A 17930-nucleotide genomic window follows, 5' to 3' on the forward strand; every position below is an offset into this window, starting at 1 on the left:
AACAATACTATTAAAGCTGTTTCAACTTTCCCAGATTTCTCAATGGAAAACGTAACCATTTCTATCCTCTGGAAGGGTGGTAAAAATTCAAGGAATTTTTGAAGGGGATGGTTCAGGAAAAGTTCAGACAGCTTCATTCTTACTAACCTAAACAATGAAGAAAATGAAAAACAAAAAACAGGGGAATTTTCTACCCAAAGCAGGTATTATTGCATTTACATTTCTATTTTTTAATCTGGCGGAAGCACAGCAGCAGCTTATTGAACTAAGTGGAACCATCAAGAATACAGGTACACAAAAAGGCATCGACTCGGTAAAAGTACAGATTCAGAATACCCAGGATATTGCCTTAACGGATCCATCCGGAAATTTTAAGATCAGAACAAGAGTCACTATTCCTTTCCGGCTGGTAATCAATAAAGAAGGCTTTTCTGATCAGACTTTTGAAGTTCTTTCTCCTTCCAGTAAAATTACCATCGGGCTCAATCCTCAGAATACAATTATTGATGATGTGGTCATTTCTGCATCCAGGGTTCCTGAAAAGATACTAAGATCACCCATTGCTATTGAAAAAATTGATATTAAGACAATCAGAGAAAGCCCTGCCGCATCCTTTTACGAAACCCTTGAAAATGTGAAAGGCTTACAGCTGCTGACCTCCAGTCTTACTTTAAAAATTCCTAATTCCAGAGGATTCAATTCTCCTAACAATTTCAGATTTATGCAATTGGTAGACGGTGTAGATGTACAGTCTGCAACATTAGGAGTTCCTTTGGGAAATGCGATAGGGCCCACAGAGTTGGATATACAATCTATGGAAGTTACGCCCGGAGCTGCTTCCGCGCTATACGGAATGAATGCGATTAACGGGCTGGCAAGCCTCCAGACCAAAGATCCTTTTACTTCCCAGGGATTAAGTGTTTATTTCCGCGGTGGAGTCAATCATGTGGATAATATTGATCATAAAATAACTTCTTTGGGAGAAAGTGCCATCAGATTTGCAAAAGTTTTAAATAAAAATATCGCAATCAAAGTAAATGCTTCCTATTTCAGCGGTACAGACTGGATTTCCAACAATCAGACTGATCAGAATCCGAACTCATTGGTTACGGCCAATCCCAATTTTCCTCTAGCTAATAATCCGGCAGAAGATCTTTGGAATAAATACGGCGATGAAAGAAATAACCGGGTTGCCGTAAAGGTTGATTATAATGGGAAGCCTACCACTTTCAATGTTTCAAGAACCGGATATCTGGAGAAAGATCTTGTAAGTCCTGATGTAAAAAATATAAAGTTTGATGCAGGAATCTACTACCGTTTCGGAGATCAGTGGAGAACATCTTATGTCTATCGTTATGGCTTGCTGGACGGAACTTTTCAGAGAGGAAATAAAATCCGTTTACAGAATGCTACTGTTCAGAATCATAAAGTGGAACTTACAGGAAAGGAACTTACCTTCAGAGCTTATGTATCAATCGAAAACACAGGTGATTCCTACAATCTTAAACCTTTGGCAGATAATCTGGATCTCACCAATCTTTCGAATAATAATTGGAAAAATATATTTCAGACTTCCCTCCAGAATAACTTAAATGCTGGAGTAACCCTTAATGATGCATTTATTCTGGCAAGGCAGGAGGCTGATAAAAATAGAGTAGTCCCCGGAACTGCAGCATTTGAACAATTAAAAAACACCATTATTGGAATCAATAACTGGGATTCTGCCAATGCCGGAATTGCAGGTGCTCCGGCTACCGGAGGTGCTAAACTTGAACAAAAATCCCGCTTTTATCAGGGTGAATTAACTTATGATTTCAGCAGGTTTGTGAAAATTTTTAATCTTCTTGCCGGGATAGATTATCGCCTGTACAGTATTACTCCTGATGGAAACAATTTCGTTGATTTTAGCCGTCCCGTAAATGAAAGAAATATCCCTTTAGCTAACGGAACATTCGGAAAAGATGTTATTTATCAGAAATATGGCGCTTTTGCTCAGATTACTAAGCTTTTCTTTAATGATAAACTGAAACTGAATGCAGCTTTACGAATTGACAGAAATCCGGAATTTGAAGCCAAGCTCAACCCTAGAATCAGTATTGTATATTCTCCTGTCAGACAGCATAATTTCAGAGCTTCTTTTCAAAACGGATACCGTTTTCCATCATTATTTGAAGCACTTTCATTTGTTAATAACGGAAATGTAAGAAGAGTAGGCGGACTTTCAAAAGTAAATGAAGGCTTGGGCTATCTGGAGAATTCATACACACTGGCTTCTATTGACAGGTTCACTTCTGCTGTAAACGCTGATGTAGACGGAGGGAAAAGCCAGAGCCAGGCAGCTCAGGATAATCAACGCCTTTTAACAGTAGCGAATCTGCAGAAATTGCAGCCCGAAAAAATCAATTCATTTGAAATAGGGTATAAATCGGTTTTCTTTAATAACAAACTGGTTCTGGATTGGGATTTCTATTACAATATCTATGAAGGCTTTCTGGGACAGGTTGAAGTTGCTGTTCCCAAAAACAGCCAGGTAGGAAGCAATACAGCTGTTCTGGCAATGCTGGACCGCAGCAAGCAGGATCGTTACAGGGTTTATACCAACAGTAACAGTACCTACAAAAGTTATGGGACATCTTTAGGTATCAGATATAATATAACCGGAAATTACAATATCAATACCAACGTTTCTTACAATGACCTTGCTTCCAACAATACTTCCGATCTGTTTATTACCGCTTTCAATACTCCGAAATGGATGGTGAATCTGAGTGTCGGAAACAGAGAAATCGTTAAAAATATAGGATTTACTGTGGTTGCGAGATGGCAAGACGGTTTTATGTGGGAGAGTCCTTTGGCTTCAGGAAAAATTCCGGCTTATTATACGATTGATACCCAGGCAACCTGGAGAATTCCCGAAATCAATGCCCATGTGAAAATAGGAGCAACGAATCTGCTTAACCGCCGTTACTTCCAATATGCTGCAGGCCCTGAAATAGGGGGCTTATATTATCTCGCTTTTACGTATGATTTAAAATTGTGATCACGATGAGTAATTCCTTATATCCTATATTTTTAAAGCTTGAAAAACTATCATTACTGATTATTGGCGGTGGTCATGTTGCGCTTGAAAAATTAGAATCGGTACTTGGTAACTCCCCTGAAACTTCCATAAGGCTGGTTGCGAAAGAAATCAGTCCGGAGATTAAAGCGCTCCAAAGTCTCTATCCCAATATAGAATTGTTTGAAAGAGTTTATCATAATGATGATTTCAATAATACTGATGTGGCAATTATAGCTGTTAATGACCTTGAAGTTGCAGGAAAGATAAGAGAAGATGCCCAACGCAATAATGTATTGGTTAATATTGCAGACAAGCCTGATCTTTGTGATTTTTATCTGGGTTCCATTGTAAAAAAAGGGAGCCTTAAAATTGCTATTTCAACTAATGGAAAATCTCCTACCATAGCCAAAAGATTAAGGGAAACCTTTACGGAAACCATTCCAGAGGAAATGGATCTCGTACTCGATAATATGCAGAATATACGGAATCAGTTAAAAGGTGATTTCAATTATAAGGTTAAAGAACTTAATAAGATAACCACTCAGTATTTAGCCGATGGACCTGTTTCCACTGCAAAACCTGATATGGAGATTGAAAAACTGATTAATATTACAAAAACAGCTCAGAGAAAAGCCAATATTTACCTTGCCATTATAGGGGTTATGCTTCTTTTGGGAGTTTTCGGGCTTGTTATTTACCAATTCAATCTGGCAGGTGATATTCAGCAGTTTCTTAATAAAGACGGTCATATTTTCTATTGGATGCTTTTCGCCGGATTCATGGCTGAAATTGTTGCCGGATCAATGGGGATGGGTTATGGTGTTATTTGTACTACGATATTATTGCTGTTGAATGTTCCGCCACCTGTGGTCAGTGCAAGTATCCATTCTGCAGAATCATTTACTACGGCAGCCGGAGGATTCAGTCATTATAAACTGGGAAATGTCAATAAAAAAATGGTATGGGTATTGTTTCCTCTGGCCATTGTTGGTTCGATAATAGGTGCATTAACCCTTTCTCATTACGGTGAACACTATGCTCATATTGTAAAGCCTGTTATTGCCTGTTATACATTATATCTTGGTGTCAATATTTTAAAAAACGCATTCAAAGATAAAAAATCAGGACAGGTTAAAACCAAACGGAGAACCAATCTCAGAGTGTTGGGATTTGTTGGTGGTTTTATAGACTCTTTTGCAGGAGGCGGATGGGGGCCGTTGGTTACCGGAACATTGATAAAAGAGGGAAGGATTCCCCGCTATGTGGTAGGAAGCTCAACAGTGGCGAAGTTTCTGTTGACCGTCACAAGCGCTATCACCTTTATCTTTACCATTGGTATTCATCACTGGAATATTGTCTTAGGACTTTTACTGGGCGGCGTTTTTACTGCTCCATTTTCAGCGATGCTTACAACCAAGCTTCCAACCAAAAAAATGTTTGTGGTAGTTGGCATAGTGGTGATTCTGATGAGCCTTGTTACAATAGTCAAATCCTTTTTATCATAAATTTAAACGCAAAGCATTAATGTTTTACTCTATATTTCGGGAAAGTAAAGACAGACATCAATTAACTGATTCTTTCTAAACGGATGTATATCCATTTCACTTAATTATTTTTAGTAAAAATCTGAAACCATTAAACTTTGCGTTTTTTATAAACGTTCCTTTTACCTTATTTAAATGCAAAGAGTCTAATTATTGATCTCTGATTTTAAGAAAGTAAAGGACCGTGATCAATAAATTGATCCTTTCTAAGCGAGTGCTTAATCAGCGGCTTTGTCGCTATCTTTGCTCACTTTAATAAAGCTCTGAAAACATTAAACTTTGCGTTTTTTATTAAAGTTTCACTTTATTTTAGTCACTTTTTTTAATTGAGCAGAGCATTGTTCTTATTTACTATCAAAAGCCAGATAATTATCATCAATTCTGCTGATCAGGATATAGAATAGTCCTGCATAGATCATTTGGAATCCCATTGCCTCCCAGTTTTCCACCGTACTGCTTCCAAAAAGCAAGAAAATAATCAGCAGAGCTCCGGAAATGGCAGTAATCCGGGTTTTAAAACCAATCATAAGCAGTAATCCGATAATAAATTCGAGGAAAGGCAATACTGTACTAAAAGTATAAACAAATGATGCCGGAAGCCAGCTTTCTTCAAAACTATCTGTGATTCCTTCGGCAAAATCATGTAGTTTAATTACACGAACTAACCCATGCCCGAAAAGGTTAATTCCCATAGACACGCGAAGGAGAAAATATGCTGTTTTGGTATTTTTTGTATTCATAGAAATAATTTTATTGGTTCTGATTGTTTAAAGAAAGAAAAGCAGAAGTTCTTTATCAGCTATTTTTATCTGTTATATTGATCCTCACTATTGTCAATAGGAGTGTTGGGATCATTCATTACCATTTTGGCAATATCATCCTTTCTCATAAAAACAACACCTTGTTTTTCTTTTGTATATCTGATAAATTCTTCCATTGCATGAACTATGGCAGGATTTCCGCCTATTCTGTCATGAAAACTGATGCTCATCATTCTTCTTTTTGAAGCGCCTTCTTCATAGAGACGATCAAATTCAAATTTCAACTGGGCAAGAAACTGATCAGGGCTCCAATGTTTCCCTTCAATATTTACAATATCATTATTCCTGAGGGTATAAGGAATCACCACAAAGTTTTTCCCTTTTACTTTAGTGATGAATGGTTCATCATGACTAAGATCATCAATATGATACAAAAAAACCAGGTTCTGCAATACTTTAAGCGTATTTGGGCTTCTCCTCAACCAGTTACAGTTATAGCCAACAGCTTTCTGGCCTGTAATTTTTTCAACAACATCCACTCCTTCTTTCACAAAACGAAGCTCTTCGTCATAGTTTTTATTCCATTGATTATCCCAGGCTATCCCATGCGCTGCAATCTCATGACCTCCTGCTGCAATAGCTTTAGCAACTTCCGGGTATTTTTCGGCCGCTGTTCCTACTACATGGGAAGTTACTTTAATGTCATATTTTTTCCACAGATCAAGCATTCTGTAAATTCCTTCGTTAGCTCCATAACGATACCAACTCTCTGCCGGAAGATCCACATATCCCTTAGGAAGGGGAGTTCCGCTAAAAGGACTTTCTGCTCCCTCCGGCTGTCCACCCGTTTCAAACTGCATAGAAACAGAAATTACCAGCTGTGCACCATTGGGCCAGTATTTCTTTGAGGTATGAGCTTCATTCCGAACTGTTTTTTCTTTCTGGTTTCTTTCATTATTAAAACAGGAAATCAAAAATACTGTTGAAGCCAATATCAGTACAGATTGTTTTATATATTTCATTTTAAGTGTATTTGTTCTGCAAAATTGCTTATTACCGATCAGAATATATTGTAAAAATAAATGGTAAGTTTGTATAAATTCATCCTTTAATGAAACGTATTGTTAATTTTAATTCTTTCAATGTGTTCAGTATCGAAAAAGAAATATGGGATATTGAATATCATAACCATAATTTCTATGAACTGATTATCATAGAAAACGGCAAAGGATCCCATCATCTGAACGGAATTACATTTCCTTACAAAAAAGGTGATGTTTTTTTACTCAGACCTAGTGATGCTCACGAATTTTCCATTAAAAACAAGACCCGTTTCATCTATATTAAATTTACAGATCAGTACATATGGGAGCACTTTCTTATGGATAAAAAGAATGAATTAAAAAAAGTAATCCAGCTTATCATGGAAGACCAGTCTTTTATATATGAATCAGCAATTAAAAATAAAACAGACAGGAAACATCTTTTACAATTATCCAGGATTCTATTACACGAATTCGGTCAAAAGAATAATTATAATAAAGAAATTACTGCGAATCTCTTTTCCGGAATTATAACCATCCTGGTAAGAAATACAATGAGCAATCATACGATTAAAGAAAAAATTTCAAAACAACTAAGTAAAATAGAAAGAATCCTTTATTATATCAACATAAATGTTCTGGATCCCGATAAAATGAGAATAGAAAATCTAGCCAAAGAATTTTTACTTTCCCCCAATTATATCAGTATTTATGTAAAAAAACAAACCGGATATTCTATACAGCAGCATATTATTCAGTTTAAAATAAAGACCGCTGAAAAACGGCTGCTTCAGAGTAATGATAATATCAATGAAATTGCTGATAAGCTGGGTTTTAATGATGCCAGCCATTTTAATAAAATATTCAAAACATATAAACAAATATCTCCATCTGAGTTTAAAAAAGGAAATAAAACGATAAAGCCCAGTTAAATTGTTCTTTATTAATGAATTATAAAACCTCTGATTTGTACTAATCTCCAGTTGAAGATGTAAAAATTCTCCTCTTTTGAAGGGGACGAAAATTCAAAGAAATTTTGAAGAGTGATATCTCATATAGCTTTGGTGTAATTTTTTCATGAATTCATTTATTATACTTTACCCATGAAAACAAGCGCTGGAATTCTGTTGTTTAAAAAAGAAAAAAATGAATTGTATTATTTTCTTGTACACCCAGGCGGCCCCTTCTGGAAAAATAAAGATCTGGGAGCATGGTCTATTCCCAAAGGGGAAATACTTCCTGATGAAGATGCATTGAAACGGGCACTCATTGAATTTAAAGAAGAAACAGGAAAAGTGGCAGAAGGGGAGCTCACAGCATTATCACCCATTATACAAAAAGGAGGCAAAACCGTTTATGCATGGGCTTTGGAAGGTGATATTGATCCCTCTGAACTTTATAGCAATACGTTACAGATTGAATGGCCGCCCAGATCAGGCAAGACAATGGAAATTTCTGAGGTAGACCAGTGGAAATGGTTTCCATCTGAAGAGGCCATGAAAAAGATCAACTCTGCCCAAACCGCATTCATTACAGAACTTGAAAGAATGATTAACGAAAAGTAGTTTAATTACCTTTAAATCATTTACCTGATCATACAAGGATTTATCATGACCGGTCTTTAATTCCTATTGCTTTTAAAGCACTGGAAGTTAGGAAAATATCATCAAAAACCGTTAGAGACTCTACATCCTTGAATCCTGTAGGCATAAGGTCAGTTTTATTAAAGGATAATTCTATGGAGGGATCATATGATGCTGTGATTCTCACTTTGGAGTATCCGTTATAATCTACTTTAAAACCTTCAAACATACAGTTCTGGTCTGCTTTCTGATATTCTCCATATTCTTCGAATCCGGCAATATCTGTACGTTTTCCGTCATTATGATCCAGAGATTTCCATGAGGCATAATTTTTAGGTTCTTTCAATACATTACCTTCACGGTCAACAGGAACAAACATTCCAAGAGTCAGTCGCTTCTTTAGAAAATTAGCATAATTATTCATCAGATTCAAAATCTGAAGATCGGCATATCCTTCGTTCGAGTAATATTCAAGTACGAAAGTAGTCATTGGAATCAGCTTATGAGAAGCGTCGGTCGGCATATTTAGTCTTTTCTTTTTTTGGGCGATAAAAATAGTATTTTTATTTACTTTACCCAACGGAACACCCTCAATAGGATGGAATTTATACCGATTCTGAATAACGATTTTTTTCTTTTTAAGCTAATCTTTTTTCGATAAAGAGTATATATTAAGATATTACTTTATATATTTAAAAATCAAATAACTCTAAACTATAACCATTCATAAATTCAAATGAAAATGATGTATTCTTCTGTTTATGACAGTATCTTTAATGTGAAGGCTGATCTAATAGTTATTCCTATATCTACCGAAGGAACTATTTCCAGATCTTTTGAGAAAGGTTTGGAAAATCTTAATATTTCACCTGACATCTGGGAATACAAAAACTATAAGTTTGGAGAGATTAAAATCCATTTTGAAAAAGAGCTTAATCTCTATATTGTATTTGCTTGTTCGGTAGATGAGTATAAGAACTCATATTACGGTATTCAGTTGATAGGAAAAAGGCTTTCCAAAATGGTACATGAGCTTAAAAAGATTAAAAAAATTGTGACTCCCATATTAGGGACAGGAGCAGGTAATCTTGCTCCTTATTTCAGTTACCATATTATGCGTAATGCATTTTATGAAAATCAGGAAGTAAATCACGTGGAACTTATATTTTGCACAATCAATGAAAATATTCTCAATCTGATAAAGGATGATCGTTTAAATATAACTACCTCCAGCGGGCAGTTGGTAATTGAAGCCGAGCTTAATAACATTCTTATCAGTGAATCGGTCGAAAAGATTCAATATGCAAAAAATTTCTACTTTGAACTAGCCTTGGAAAAGTATAAAGAGTTTGTTATACATACTCCTCCTTCTAATCATTTTTATGATACCTTATCTGAAAAATTTAAAGAATCTAAGCTAGCTTTTAAAGATTTTATAGCTTCCAGATCGTTGACTGAAGAACAACTAAAATTCACAACTTTGTGTGGGGAATTAATTGCTTATCTTGATTATAATGCTTATCATAAAAATATCTGGAATCAATATCCGGACAAACGAGTATTGGCTAAATCGGGTGTTCGTCAAAATGACTGGTTTTTAAATCTGCTAAAATATAAAGTACAGAATAATCCCAATGCTGTAAGTTCTTCAAGTATTAAAAACGCACTTAAATACTTACAATACCCTGAATATCGTCTTACTATGCTTTCTGAAGATCATCGGAAGAAAGTTTTTCAAAATATTTTTCCCGGCAGTTCTTATAATGAGAATTCTTTTTGGGAAATTATTACCAAATTTTTTGAACGATTGGGTATAAAATCTCAACATCCTAAAAATTTTGGAGCAATTTGTAGTAGAATCTTATACTTACCTTTTATAAGACCTGTCTGGGATCAAAACATCAGAAAAGAGACCGTTTTAGAGTTAGAAGAAAGTACAGACCTTACTCAGGCTATTCTTTTAATAGATAAATGTCTGAAAACAAAATCAGAATTATTAGATTTAGGAAATTGTGGCTTAACAGATTTAATGGCCATTCCTGAATTGTTTGATTGTACTCATTTAGAATGTTTAATTTTAAGTAATGAATATGCTATATATGAAAAAGGGAAATGGAAAAGGGTGGAAAGTAGTAATATAGGAAAGAAAAATAATATTAAGGTTCTCCCTAATTTAATCAATAATCTATCGAAGCTTAGAATTTTAGTTTGTGGTGGCGACTGGAATAAATCCAAAGATCAAAATTGGAACAGGTGGGGAATTAATGCTCTGTCATCTATAACGAAATTAACACAGTTGAAACATCTGAATTTAAGTAATAACCTTATAACTAATTTGAAGGGTTTAAATAACTTGAAAAATCTTCAGATTGTTTATTTAAATAATAATGAAATATCGAAAACAGAATCCTTAAATAACCTCATTTCATTAAGGGAACTATATCTCAGTAATAATAAAATTAAGACAGTTGATTTTATAAGTGAATTAAAGAACATTGAAACCCTGGATCTTCATCACAATGAGATCAAAGATCTCGGACCCGCCAGAAAAGTCATCGAGAAAATAGGAATACGTAATGACAAATGGATTGTCAAAACCTTAAACATTACAAAAAATCCATTAGAGCAGCCTCCAATTGAAATTGTCAGTTTAGGAAAAGAAGCTGTTCTAGGCTTTTTTGATGACATTGCAAAAAGAGGGAAGTATATCAATAAAGATATTAAAGTCATTCTTGTTGGCAACAGTGAGGTAGGAAAATCTACTATGGTAAAATATTTAGATCAGGAAGCTGGTCTTGATGATAAACACCCTTCAACATTATGGTTGGAAGAGAAAATTGTAAAAAGCAAATATACCGTTCCAACGATAGGTGAGGAATGCCTCCTTCATATTTTTGATTTTGGAGGTCATGATTATTATCATGATACTCATCACCTGTTTTACAGCACTAATACTATTTATTTGCTTTTATGGGACCAGAATACTAATCAATTAAATCTAAGAAAATCACTGCAGCTTACAAAAGAGAATACAGAAATTGAAATTGAAACCCAAGATTATCCCATAAAATACTGGTTGGATTCTGTCAAATTTCATATCAAGGATATTGAAGCTGATAATTTTGAATTTGAAATTAAAAGAGAAATTACTTATGACAGCCAATTACTTTTGATACAAAATAAAGTTGATGACGCTTCTTTAATCGTTTTTCAGGATAATAAAACGATTAAAGAAAATTATCCTTTTACTTATGATATTATAAATCTTTCACTTAAGCCTAAGAGAAATTTGGATCATTTTGATCATTTATTTTCTGAAATGCTTTCAAAAATGAAAGTTATAGGAGCTGTTCTTCCAAAATTTTATGAGCCCATTAAAAGTAAAATAGCTGAATATAATGGCCCGGAAATTTTAAACTTTTCAGAGTTTCTAGATTATTGTAATTCTATACTTGAAGATCCCATAGATAAAGATCAATGTCGCAGGCTTATCAAATACCTAAATCAGATAGGAGTATTATTGTATATCTATAAAAAAGATGATACTGAAGAAAGAATCTATATCGATAAAAAATGGGTTATTGATAATATGCATAAAGTTCTTTCAAAACTGGTAGAAAAAAACGGAGAATTTGACAGAGACTATGTCTTAAAAATTATGGACTCTGATAATAATAAAACAGATAATCTTTTGTCCATAATGCAGGAATTTAAGATGATTTTTAAACATCCTTATTCAAATACCTATATTGCTCCTCTTTATCTTCCTAAACTTCCCGATGGAAAGATCAAATTATTCCTTAATGAAAATCAAATTCCTTACAGAAGGTTTGAATATAATGGATTCATTCATAAAACCATCATTTTAAGTATATTCCAAAAACTGGGAACATCGTTTTCCCTTGATAAAAGCAGAGATATATTTTATTACTGGAAGGACGGATTAATAATAAAAAATCCGGCAACACAAGAAATAATTATGGTAAGATTCTATCTTGGAAATGAAGAAGGTAATGCCCATATAGATCTTTTTGATCTAACTCAAAAGAAGACTTCTAAGTTTGTGGAAGAGGTACTTACCTATATCAGAGAGGTAAACCAGGGATATGAACTGGAAGAAATGATCACATTAAATGGGGAAGATTATATTTCAAAACAAGTATTGAACAAGAATGCCAGTATTGGAAAGCATATTTTCACAGAAAAAAAGATATCAGATTTTAAGAAAGGGAAAGAAAATGAAAAATATTTTAACATTAAAAATTATATGAATTTTATAGATAATCCTGTAAAAAAGAAAAAAGTAGTTATATCTTATTCTAAAAAAGATGTTGCACAGGTACACAATCTTATAAGGTATTTAAATCCGTTAATTGCAGAAGAACTTATTGAACAACCCTGGTATTGTACGTTATTGAATCCTGCAGAAGAATGGAATACAGTAATAAAAGCCAAATTTGAAGAAGCAGATATTATTTTCTATATGATAAGTGATTTTTTTTATAGTACTCCATATATTGTTGATCATGAAATAACCACTGGTATAGACAGATATAAAAAAGGAGATCCTGTAAAAATAATACCTGTAATACTTGAATTCTATGACTGGGGAAGAAATGGAGATTATAATCTTCAGCAGTTTTCAGCGTTGCCATATCAGGCAAAACCAATAAGCGATTTTCATAATCCAAAAATGGCGTGGAGTACTATTACAGCTTCTGTTAGAATGATGATTATAAAAGATTTAGACCCTGGTAAATCTATAATGATAAACAGACACCTTGAAGAAATTTATGAAAGACAAGTCTCCGGAAAGTTAGATAAGAACTCTATATAGTGTGCCCTATTTACCGGATTAGCCAAATTCTTTAAAGCAGAATTAACCATGAATCAGATAAATAAAATACTGCATTTTTTTATAGGATACGACTTCTTTATATCGTACTCCCGTTCAGATTGTTCAGAATATGCTGCTAACCTAGCCAATATTATTATTGAAGACAAGTACAGCTGCTATTTGGATCAATGGGGATCTCTTCCGGGAAAAGAGCTCCCTAACTCTTTAAAAAGAAAAATAAAGTATAGCTCTGTTTTAATCTTGTTAGGAAGTGAAGCATCATTGACTTCGAAAGCAATAGAAGAGGAAATTCACATATTTTTACAAACCGAAAAAATAATAATCCCTGTTGCTCTAACGGATATTTCAAAAGCTCAGTGGTTTGAAAGCATTGAAGGAATTGCCTTATCTGATGAAAAAACAAATTTTTTGAAAATGCAGTTTTCTACTGAGCTTCTGAAAAGAGTAAAAAATTCATTGAACTATACCCGGCAGTCCATCAGGATCAGAAACAGCATCATTACTTTTTTATTACTGATTTTAACCTCGGTGGGAATTTTATTTTTCTTGTTTTCAGAACGAAAGAAACTTCAGATTATCAATGTTGGTTTAGCAGATTCTATTCAAATAAAAAAAGAATCAGTAAAACACATAGAGATCATGATTAAAAAGAAAGAAGATTCCCTTAAATTATTATCTTCTTTGTTTTCAGATATTAAAAGGACTTTAAAGATAAAAGAAGATTCACTTAATAAAACAGAATCGGAACTACATGAAAATCAAAATAAGCTCCTCAATACCCATGCAGAGCTTGATGTTTCAAACAAAAAGGTGGAAAACTTCACAGTAAGAACTTTAATGAACTACGAACCACCTACCAATATAGACTGTAACTACTTATCAAAAGAACATGTTATTCTCTTTGAACCTGGTATGGATCGCATCACTCCGGCTTATATTTCTTATTTAAATAAACTATTAATTTGTTTAAAAACTTATCAAAATGTTGATATTATTATTAAAAGTTATGACTTTGAAAATGATATGGCATCAAAAGCATATATATTAAAACTTACACAACGTAGAGGGAATTCTATTAAGAACTATCTTATAAATCAAGGCTTTCCATCTGATCACATTAAGTCAATAGGATCAGGAAATATTGATGATGGTAAAAAATTACTAAACCTTGTAAAAGTCAGCAGAACAGAAATCATTATCAGTGATAGCCCATAGACTCTCATTTTTATTGGCTCTTAATCTCTTTTAACTGGTATATACCATTGTTATACGTTGCTGCTTCCCAGGGTTCAGGGTTTAAATTGAAAAAAAGATCATTATATATCTGAAAATTGCTTCTATCATCAAGAGCAAAAAAGCAATTAGCCAAAGTAGCATAAATCCATTTCAGATCTGTTCTTATTTCAAAATCCTCATCTTCTTTCAATTTTTCAATAATAGTAATGATATCTTTTCTGTTTTTTTTAGCTGCATAGCTAAGATAAATCTTTTCGTCCGGATCATCTGTAATTCCAGCCTTGAGATCTAAACAAAGCGCATAATTTTCTCCGGTATAATAATCCTGATTGATTGTAAAGCCCCGTTTGTAATACTCAATAGCTTTATTCAAATATTCGATATTATTTTTATCTTCAAACCATAATCTTTTATAAATTGCACCTGTTATACCTAAAGTTTCAGGATCTATGGTGTTTCTGCTTTCGGGTTCTAGCGTTTTTATAATATTCAAGGCTTCAAATAAACAATCAATAGGATTTTGTCCTTCATCTTTATAGGTTGCCAATGCCCATTGTTGAGTATAATAAACATCGTTTTCAACCTTTTCACTGGCCTTTTTCCAAAGTCGTTTGGCTTCTTTAAAATTACTCTCTTCCATTTTTTCTCTTGCCGCCTCTACGATAGCAAAAAGCCCTTTCTCCTTATCTGCAAGTTCTTTGATAATTTCAGTATATTCTGTTTCCGGAAGGGTATAAGGCTTCATTCCACGGATATGATAAAAGAGGGGACTATCTGTTTCTTTAGTTTTATCAACCTCTTCTATAAGCTTTGTAAGAGTATCTACACATCTTAATGTTTCATTGAATCCGATATCTTCTCCCATATGGGAATAAGTGAAGATTTTATTACTATTGAGATCAAAAGGAATATTACCATCTTTTTCTTTCATTATAATGGTAGAAAAAGGCTTCGCAGCATGTCTGATCCCCAATTCATATATTGCATTAGGATTAAAAGTTGTAATATCAGCAATACATAGATCAGCACGAATAAGTAAAGCGTACATATTTCTATCAATGATTCCTGATTCAAGAATCTCATCACTCCGAAGACATTCGAAACCAGCCTTCAGTACTGCAGGTTTTATAATATTGTGATAAGTCTTATCAAGATCATAGGTCTTTCCGAGAGTAGGATCGGTTTTCTTTCCATATCCCATAATAACAAAGCAAAGTTTCATGTAATTAGTTTTTATTTAATTTATTCAATTCTTAAATTTTAAAGCTTAGAAAAAGTAAGAAATAACAAATTCTTTAAAAGTTTTTCATTTTTTAATTCTTATATAGCTATTAATTAAAGAAATATCCCTGACTTAGCTGAACAAATTCGAGATTTTAAATAATTGGTTATAGTATAATTAAAATGAATGTTAATTTACAATAAATATTTGGTATTAGGGTGCTTATTTACAATGCAAAAATTATTCATTACTATTATCAAGCGGCTCATCAAGTCTATTTATAAATAATAACATACATAACTCAATTTATACATTTAAAAGCATTTAATTTATAAAAGCTGTATCTTTACCCTAACCAAACAAAATATAATAATATGTCAGTTTTAACACCGGAAGGAATTACGAAGGCACAGTTATCCCTTTCTGAAAGGGCATCCGTTTCTAATGCTGTTCTCTCAGGAGCAGAGAATATATCAAAATATACCAGCGGAATATGCCATGATGCCGTAGCTTATGCATTATATATGCGGGGGGCTGCCATAAGCCCTACACAAATAGCCGAGTCTTTAGGAAGAGGATGGTTATCTGTATTTAACTACTCCGCAGGAGAAAAATGGGACGGATACACTCCAATACCCAGAGGAAAAGCAATCGGCTTTTACAGAGTGGCCGATAAAGCATGGTTTCATTCGGCAATTACTACAGGAAGCGGAAATGAAATCAGATCTGTCAACGGATTTGCACTAGGTTCCACATGGTCTGTACCGGTGGATATGAAGTGGGTATTAGGTAAAATTAATTCCGATGGAACGTTCAACTATGACGGAACTAAGATAGAAGTATATATCTCCTCTCTATAACAGGATATTACATTACTTTTAGAATAAGCAAATAGGCTCACCGCTTATTTGCTTATTTTTTTTACGCATAGGCAGTTTTTGCTTATTTCCTGCATGTTTAATTTTTATTGCAACTTTGTTGCGTTATTTAGATTTTTATATTTACATTTGCAACAAAGTTACAATAAGAACATTTAATCCCATGCTTTATGAAATCAAAATTTCTTGATGTTGTCGGAATCTCAGCTGCTGTTTTATGCATGATTCATTGTATTATATTTCCATTATTACTGATCATTCCCTTAGGCATATCGCACAATCCATATATTGATTTAGCCTTTCTTAGTATTGGCGCTATTGTGGTTTTCAGGGTAACAAGGAAAATATCCAATTTTTGGTTGAAGTTTCTTTTCTGGATATCTGTTACCCTGATTTTTATTTCCGTCCTTACAGATTTGCTGTTTGAAGTACATCTTCCTCTTATCTATATTGGGGCAGTAGGATTAATCACAGGACATATCATCAATTTTAAACATCATAAACATTAAAAGTACATGACTAAAAAACTTCCTGTCACCGTACTCAGTGGTTTCCTGGGTGCCGGAAAAACCACTTTACTTAATCATATTCTTCATAATAAAGAAGGCTTAAAAGTAGCGGTAATTGTTAATGATATGAGCGAGATCAATATTGATGCCCGTCTTGTAGAAAATCAGAATACGCTTTCCAGAACAGAAGAGAAACTGGTAGAAATGAGCAATGGATGTATCTGCTGCACACTCCGGGAAGATCTGATGGAAGAAGTGGAACGCCTTGCCAATGAAAACCGTTTCGATTATCTGTTAATAGAGAGTACAGGGATCAGTGAACCGGTTCCGGTAGCACAAACCTTTACTTACATTGATGAAGAAAGCGGAATTGACCTTTCTCGTTTCAGCTATATAGATACGATGGTAACGGTAGTTGACTGTTTCAATTTTATAAAAGATTTCAGCTCAGCTGAACTCCTTATGGACCGTAATCTTACAGATATGGCTGGAGACCATAGAACAATTGTTAACCTTCTTACTGACCAGATTGAATTTGCCAATGTTATTATTTTAAATAAAACAGATCTTGTAGATTCTGAGACACTCGGCTTTTTAAAGGCTGCTATAAAAAAATTAAATCCTGATGCTGTTATCCTGAATTCAGAATTTGGGCAAGTTGATTCTAAAGAGATTTTAAATACAAGTCTTTTCGATTTTGATAAAGCGCAATCTTCTGCCGGCTGGCAAAAGGAACTGCAGTCTGGTCATCATACCCCTGAAACTGAAGAATATGGAATAAGTTCTTTGGTTTTCAGAGATAAAAGACCTTTTCACCCAATGAGGTTATGGGAATATCTTAACCATTATTATCCTGAAGGAGCAATCAGAGCCAAAGGTTTGTTCTGGCTGGCTTCAAGACCCGATGAAGCGTTGAATTTTTCTCAGGCAGGAGGCTCTTTCCGCCTGGAAAAAGCAGGAGTTTGGTGGTGCAGTATGCCGATGAGTTACAGAATACAATATGCATCATTTGCAGAAAACCAGGAATTTATTGAAAGCCGATGGGATAAAGACTGGGGAGACAGAATCAATGAACTAGTATTCATTGGCCAGAATCTTGACAAAAAGCAGATTTCTTCTGATCTTCAAAGCTGTCTTATTAATGAATCTGAAAGGAGGCTTTTCAAACAAAAACAAAGCTTCGAAGATCCTTTTCCGAAAAATATTTAAAATTAACCTTAAATTAATGCAACAGT

At 34.0% G+C, this 17930-nt stretch carries 13 protein-coding genes; 9 read left to right on the plus strand and 4 right to left on the minus strand.

Annotated elements, in window-relative coordinates; all coding sequences use genetic code 11:
• Positions 1 to 163 precede the first annotated feature (163 nt).
• Together F3J23_RS06830 and F3J23_RS06835 are read left to right on the plus strand one after the other, a co-directional pair.
• Positions 164 to 3040: a TonB-dependent receptor gene (locus tag F3J23_RS06830; protein WP_167026080.1), complete on the plus strand. Its 2877-nt coding sequence runs from the start codon at positions 164 to 166 to the stop codon at positions 3038 to 3040.
• 5 nt (positions 3041 to 3045) lie between these two features.
• Positions 3046 to 4566, plus strand: a complete 1521-nt coding sequence (locus tag F3J23_RS06835) for a TSUP family transporter (RefSeq protein ID WP_167026083.1) — start codon at positions 3046 to 3048, stop codon at positions 4564 to 4566.
• A gap of 383 nt (positions 4567 to 4949) precedes the next feature.
• Here the strand turns inward: F3J23_RS06835 and F3J23_RS06840 are convergent, their stop codons facing one another.
• Together F3J23_RS06840 and F3J23_RS06845 are read right to left on the minus strand one after the other, a co-directional pair.
• Complete coding sequence (locus tag F3J23_RS06840; protein ID WP_167026086.1) at positions 4950 to 5345, minus strand: DoxX family protein; 396 nt, start codon at positions 5343 to 5345, stop codon at positions 4950 to 4952.
• Positions 5346 to 5410: 65 nt separating this feature from the next.
• Positions 5411 to 6388, minus strand: a complete 978-nt coding sequence (locus F3J23_RS06845) for a polysaccharide deacetylase family protein (RefSeq protein ID WP_167026089.1) — start codon at positions 6386 to 6388, stop codon at positions 5411 to 5413.
• An 89-nt stretch (positions 6389 to 6477) separates the two neighbouring features.
• Here F3J23_RS06845 and F3J23_RS06850 point away from each other — a divergent pair, with 89 nt between their 5' ends.
• Positions 6478 to 7341 carry an AraC family transcriptional regulator gene (locus tag F3J23_RS06850; RefSeq protein ID WP_167026092.1) on the plus strand — a complete coding sequence of 288 codons (864 nt, stop codon included), beginning with the start codon at positions 6478 to 6480 and terminating at the stop codon, positions 7339 to 7341.
• 171 nt (positions 7342 to 7512) lie between these two features.
• Positions 7513 to 7974 (plus strand): NUDIX hydrolase, encoded by a 462-nt coding sequence (locus F3J23_RS06855; RefSeq protein ID WP_167026095.1) that lies wholly within the window; start codon positions 7513 to 7515, stop codon positions 7972 to 7974.
• 43 nt (positions 7975 to 8017) lie between these two features.
• Here F3J23_RS06855 and F3J23_RS06860 read toward each other — a convergent pair whose 3' ends face one another.
• A complete protein-coding gene (locus F3J23_RS06860) occupies positions 8018 to 8515 on the minus strand; it encodes a hypothetical protein (RefSeq protein ID WP_167026098.1) in 498 nt (165 codons plus the stop codon).
• Positions 8516 to 8734: 219 nt separating this feature from the next.
• Here F3J23_RS06860 and F3J23_RS06865 point away from each other — a divergent pair, with 219 nt between their 5' ends.
• Positions 8735 to 12829 carry a COR domain-containing protein gene (locus F3J23_RS06865; protein WP_167026101.1) on the plus strand — a complete coding sequence of 1365 codons (4095 nt, stop codon included), beginning with the start codon at positions 8735 to 8737 and terminating at the stop codon, positions 12827 to 12829.
• Between the two features lie 48 nt (positions 12830 to 12877).
• The gene (locus tag F3J23_RS06870) at positions 12878 to 14065 is read left to right on the plus strand and encodes a TIR domain-containing protein (protein WP_167026104.1); all 1188 of its coding nucleotides are present in this window, start codon (positions 12878 to 12880) and stop codon (positions 14063 to 14065) included.
• A 10-nt stretch (positions 14066 to 14075) separates the two neighbouring features.
• Here the strand turns inward: F3J23_RS06870 and F3J23_RS06875 are convergent, their stop codons facing one another.
• A complete protein-coding gene (locus tag F3J23_RS06875) occupies positions 14076 to 15308 on the minus strand; it encodes a TRAFs-binding domain-containing protein (RefSeq protein WP_167026107.1) in 1233 nt (410 codons plus the stop codon).
• A 374-nt stretch (positions 15309 to 15682) separates the two neighbouring features.
• Between F3J23_RS06875 and F3J23_RS06880 the strand changes: the two genes are divergently transcribed.
• The 3 genes from F3J23_RS06880 (at position 15683) to F3J23_RS06890 (ending at position 17904) form a co-directional block, all read left to right on the plus strand.
• Positions 15683 to 16168, plus strand: coding sequence for a hypothetical protein (locus F3J23_RS06880; RefSeq protein WP_167026110.1), 486 nt, complete (start codon positions 15683 to 15685; stop codon positions 16166 to 16168).
• 188 nt (positions 16169 to 16356) lie between these two features.
• Positions 16357 to 16695 carry a MerC domain-containing protein gene (locus F3J23_RS06885; RefSeq protein WP_167026113.1) on the plus strand — a complete coding sequence of 113 codons (339 nt, stop codon included), beginning with the start codon at positions 16357 to 16359 and terminating at the stop codon, positions 16693 to 16695.
• Positions 16696 to 16701: 6 nt separating this feature from the next.
• On the plus strand, positions 16702 to 17904 hold the full coding sequence (locus F3J23_RS06890; RefSeq protein ID WP_167026116.1) for a GTP-binding protein: 1203 nt from the start codon (positions 16702 to 16704) through the stop codon (positions 17902 to 17904).
• Positions 17905 to 17930: the final 26 nt, after the last annotated feature.

The organism is Chryseobacterium sp. Tr-659 (assembly GCF_011752975.1).
Classification (GTDB): Bacteria; Bacteroidota; Bacteroidia; order Flavobacteriales; family Weeksellaceae; genus Chryseobacterium.

Bases quoted from the DNA above. Each gene is read 5' to 3' on its own strand.
- F3J23_RS06890 (WP_167026116.1), top strand. From the start codon at position 16,702: ATGACTAAAAAACTTCCTGTCACCGTACTCAGTGGTTTCCTGGGTGCC.
- F3J23_RS06880 (WP_167026110.1), top strand. From the start codon at position 15,683: ATGTCAGTTTTAACACCGGAAGGAATTACGAAGGCACAGTTATCCCTT.
- F3J23_RS06860 (WP_167026098.1), bottom strand. From the start codon at position 8,515: ATGCCGACCGACGCTTCTCATAAGCTGATTCCAATGACTACTTTCGTA.
- F3J23_RS06870 (WP_167026104.1), top strand. From the start codon at position 12,878: ATGAATCAGATAAATAAAATACTGCATTTTTTTATAGGATACGACTTC.
- F3J23_RS06885 (WP_167026113.1), top strand. From the start codon at position 16,357: ATGAAATCAAAATTTCTTGATGTTGTCGGAATCTCAGCTGCTGTTTTA.
- F3J23_RS06840 (WP_167026086.1), bottom strand. From the start codon at position 5,345: ATGAATACAAAAAATACCAAAACAGCATATTTTCTCCTTCGCGTGTCT.
- F3J23_RS06855 (WP_167026095.1), top strand. From the start codon at position 7,513: ATGAAAACAAGCGCTGGAATTCTGTTGTTTAAAAAAGAAAAAAATGAA.
- F3J23_RS06845 (WP_167026089.1), bottom strand. From the start codon at position 6,388: ATGAAATATATAAAACAATCTGTACTGATATTGGCTTCAACAGTATTT.
- F3J23_RS06875 (WP_167026107.1), bottom strand. From the start codon at position 15,308: ATGAAACTTTGCTTTGTTATTATGGGATATGGAAAGAAAACCGATCCT.
- F3J23_RS06850 (WP_167026092.1), top strand. From the start codon at position 6,478: ATGAAACGTATTGTTAATTTTAATTCTTTCAATGTGTTCAGTATCGAA.
- F3J23_RS06835 (WP_167026083.1), top strand. From the start codon at position 3,046: ATGAGTAATTCCTTATATCCTATATTTTTAAAGCTTGAAAAACTATCA.
- F3J23_RS06865 (WP_167026101.1), top strand. From the start codon at position 8,735: ATGATGTATTCTTCTGTTTATGACAGTATCTTTAATGTGAAGGCTGAT.
- F3J23_RS06830 (WP_167026080.1), top strand. From the start codon at position 164: ATGAAAAACAAAAAACAGGGGAATTTTCTACCCAAAGCAGGTATTATT.